The 4,365-nt window shown below is 58.9% G+C and carries 1 protein-coding gene; it reads right to left on the bottom strand.

Annotated elements, in window-relative coordinates:
* On the bottom strand, positions 1-4,365 hold a 4,365-nt coding region (locus tag GFB49_RS21085), incomplete at both ends, for a beta strand repeat-containing protein (RefSeq protein ID WP_425505255.1).

Genomic DNA, 4,365 nt, shown 5'->3' with positions numbered 1-4,365 from the left:
GGCGTTGGAGACGTTGCCAGTGATCGCGGCATCGATATCCGCGCTGCCTGCATTGGTTAGGTTTCCGGTGAGCGTGTCATTGAGATCCAGGGTTGCGCTTGAGGCGATATCCACATCACCGGTGGTGGCCGCGTTGAGGATCAGATCACCGCCGTTAATATCCAAGCCACCGGTCACTGAGCTGGCCCCAGAAACAGTGGTGGTGCCTGCGCTCTGTGTCAGGGCGCCTGTGATATTTCCAGCCAGATCAAGGGTGCCGGCGTTGGAGACGTTGCCAGTGATCGCGGCATCGATATCCGCGCTGCCTGCATTGGTTAGGTTTCCGGTGAGCGTGTCGTTGAGATCCAGGGTTGCGCTTGAGGCGATATCCACATCGCCGGTGGTGCTCGCGTTGAGGATCAGATCACCGCCGTTGATGTCCAAGCCACCGGTCACCGTGCTGGTCCCGGAAACAGTGGTTGTGCCTGCACTCTGTGTCAGGCTGCCGGTGATGTCCCCGGCCAGGTCAGTGTTACCCGCGTTGGTAATGTTTCCGGTGAGCGTGTCATTGAGATCCAGGGTAGCGGTTGAGGCGATATCGACATCGCCGGTGGTGGCCGCGTTGAGGATCAAATCACCGCCGTCGATGTCCAAGCCGCCGGTCACCGTGCTGGTCCCGGACACGGTGGTGGTGCCTACACTCTGGGTGAGGGCGCCTGTGACGTCTCCGGCCAGATTAAGGGTGCTGGCGTTGGAGACGTTACCGTCGATCGTGGCATCGATGTCCGCGCTGCCTGCGTTGGTTAAGCTGCCGGTGAGGGTGTCGTTGAGATCCAGGGTAGCGGTTGAGGCGATATCGATATCACCGGTGGTGGCTGCGTTGAGGATCAGATTGCCACCGTTAATATCCAAGCCGCCGGTCACCGTGCTGGCCCCGGACACGGTGGTGGCACCCGCACTCTGTGTCAGACTGCCGGTGATGTCCCCGGCCAGGTCAGTGTTACCCGCGTTGGTAATGTTTCCGGTGAGCGTGTCGTTGAGATCCAGGGTTGCGCTTGAGGCGATATCCACATCGCCGGTGGTGCTCGCGTTGAGGATCAGATCACCGCCGTTGATGTCCAAGCCACCGGTCACCGTGCTGGTCCCGGACACGGTGGTGGTGCCTGCACTCTGTGTCAGGCTGCCGGTGATATTTCCGGCCAGATCTGTACTACCCGCATTGGTAATATTGCCGGTGAGCGCGCTGTTGAGATCCAGGATTGCGCTTGAGGCGATATCGATATCACCGGTGGTGGCCGCGTTGAGGATCAAAGCACCACCGTCGATGTCCAAGCCGCCGGTCACCGTGCTGGTCCCGGACACGGTGGTGGTGCCTACACTCTGGGTGAGGGCGCCTGTGACGTCTCCGGCCAGATTAAGGGTGCTGGCGTTGGAGACGTTACCGTCGATCGTGGCATCGATGTCCGCGCTGCCTGCGTTGGTTAAGCTGCCGGTGAGGGTGTCGTTGAGATCCAGGGTTGCGGCCGAGGCGATATCTACGTCACCGCTTGTGGCGGCATTGATATTCAAAGCACCTCCGTCGATGTCCAAGCCACCGGTCACCGTGCTGGTCCCGGACACGGTGGTTGTGCCCGTACTCTGTGTCAGGGTGCCGGTAATGTCTCCGGCCAGATCAAGGGTGCTGGCGTTGGAAACGTTGCCAGTGATCGCGGCATCGATATCCGCGCTGCCTGCGTTGGTAATGTTGCCGGTAAGCGTATCGTTGAGATCCAGGGTGGCGGTTGAAGCGATATCGACATCACCGGTGGTGGCCGCGTTGAGGATCAGATCACCGCCGTCGATATCCAAGCCACCGGTCACTATGCTGGCCCCGGACACGGTGGTGGTGCCCGCACTCTGTGTCAGGCTGCCAGTGATATTTCCGGCCAGATCTGTACTACCCGCATTGGTAATATTGCCGGTGAGCGTGTCGTTGAGATCCAGGGTGGCGGTTGAGGCGATATCCACATCACCGGTGGTGGCTGCGTTGATAGTCAAAGCACCTCCGTCGATATCCAAGCCGCCGGTCACTGTGCTGACTCCGGACACGGTGGTTGTGCCCGCACTCTGTGTGAGGGCGCCGGTGATGTCCCCGGCCAGATCAAGGGTGCCGGCGTTGGAGACGCTACCGTCGATTGTGGCATCAGTATCCGCGCTGCCTGCGTTGGTTAAGCTGCCGGTGAGCGTGTCATTGAGATCCAGGGTCGCGGTTGAGGCGATATCGATATCACCAGTGGTGGCTGAGTTGATAGTCAAAGCGCCTCCGTCGATGTCCAAGCCGCCGGTCACTGTGCTGGTCCCGGAAACAGTGGTTGTGCCTGCACTCTGTGTCAGCGCGCCGGTGATGTCCCCGGCCAGATCAAGGGTGCTGGCGTTGGAGACGTTCCCAGTGATCGCGGCATCGATATCCGCGCTGCCTGCATTGGTTAGGTTGCCGGTGAGCGTGTCATTGAGATCCAGAGTTGCGGCCGAGGCGATATCGACATCGCCGGTGGTGGCCGCGTTGAGGATCAGATCACCGCCGTTTATATCCAAGCCGCCGGTCACTGTGCTTGCTCCGGACACGGTGGTTGTGCCTGCGCTCTGTGTCAAGCTGCCGGTGATGTTTCCGGCGAGATCTGTATTACCTGAATTGGTAATATTGCCAGTGAGCGTGTTGTTGAGATCCAGGGTTGCGGCCGAGGCGATATCGATATCACCGGTGGTGGTTGCGTTGAGGATCAGATCGCCGCCGTCGATGTCCAAGCCGCCGGTCACTGTGCTGGTCCCGGACACGGTGGTTGTGCCTGCACTCTGTGTCAGGCTGCCTGTGATGTCTCCAGCCAGATCAAGGGTGCCGGCGTTGGAGACGCTGCCGTCGATTGTGGCATCGATATCCGCATCACCCGCATTGGTTAGGCTGCCGGTGAGCGTTTCATTGAGATCCAGAGTTGCGGCCGAGGCGATATCGATGTCACCGGTTGTGGCTGCGTTGAGGATCAGATCACCACCGTCGATGTCCAAGCCGCCGGTCACCGTGCTGGACCCGGACACGGTGGTTGTGCCCGCACTCTGTGTCAGGCTGCCTGTGATGGTGCCATCAAGCGTGAGCGCGGTTGTGCCCGTAATCTCGACATTGCCGTCCAACGTGCCTGCCAGAGAGATGCTACCGGCGGAGGAATTCAAACTGTTAACATCAAGCGTGGCTCCAGAAACCACCGCGATGCTGCCGCTGTTGGTCAAGGTTGTGATGCCGTCAAGTTCGCCCGAGTTAATTTGCAAAACACCGGTGCTTTGGTTGTCCAGCGTGTCGTTTCCAACACTCACCGTCTGCGTTGTGGATCCAGCACCTGCGTTCACCGTGATCGTACCCGCGTTGGTGATCGCATCCACGCCACCGCTGTCATTGTCGTTATCCGCGTCCAAGCTGCCATCGCCGTTGAAGGTGATCGCCCCTCCAGCAGCATTGGTGATCGCACCAGCATCCGTCACCGTTCCGCCATCGGCAACCGTGATTGTACCCGTGTTCACAAGTGTGTTGCCAGTTCCTGCCAAAGTCGCCGATGTATTCAGTGTCAATGCACCCTGGTTGTCAAAGGATCCGGCGGTAAGGGTTTGATTTGCGTTGATATTCAAAGTGCCCTGATTTTGCACATCGGGGGTAGCGTCATTCACGCCAACGGTCACATCCGAGGTGATCGTCAAGGTAGAACCGCTGTCGATTTGCAAGTTTGACGCCTGATCGCTTGCCAAGTCGATGTTTGTGGAGATCGTCAGATTGTCGGTGTTAAAAACAACGCTTCCATTCGTGCTATGGCCGTCGGCAAATTGAATATTTTCCGCGTCGATAATCAGTTGGCCGCCGCCGTTACCCGCATCGATCAAACCTGAGCTGCTCCAGATACCGCTGTTTTGAGACAGTGTGAAGGTACCATCCGAAGTATTGGTGAAGGTTCCGCTTTGGTTCACATCTCCGACAAACGTTATGCTACTGCCAATATCAGCTGTGCCTGCAACCGTTGTTGCGCCGGTGATATCGGCGCTGAGCATGGCCGTGCCACCGGAAGCTATGCTCAGGTTGCCGGTGAGCGTATCGTTGAGATCCAGGGTGGCGTTTGAGGCGATATCCACATCACCGGTTGTGGCTGCGTTGAGGATCAGATTGCCACCGTCGATGTCCAAGCCGCCGGTCACCGTGCTGGTTCCGGACACGGTGGTGGTACCCGCGCTCTGGGTCAAGCTGCCGGTGATATTTCCAGCCAGATCAAGGGTGCTGGCGTTGGAGACGTTCCCATCGATTGTGGCATCGATATCCGCATCACCCACATTGGTCAGGTTGCCGGTGAGGGTGTCGTTGAGATCCAGGGT

Origin of the sequence: Tritonibacter litoralis, from assembly GCF_009496005.1 — a bacterium.
GTDB lineage: Bacteria > Pseudomonadota > Alphaproteobacteria > Rhodobacterales > Rhodobacteraceae > Epibacterium > Epibacterium litoralis.
The sequence above is the reverse complement of the archived record's forward strand: the minus strand, read 5'-3'. Positions and strand labels throughout refer to the sequence as shown.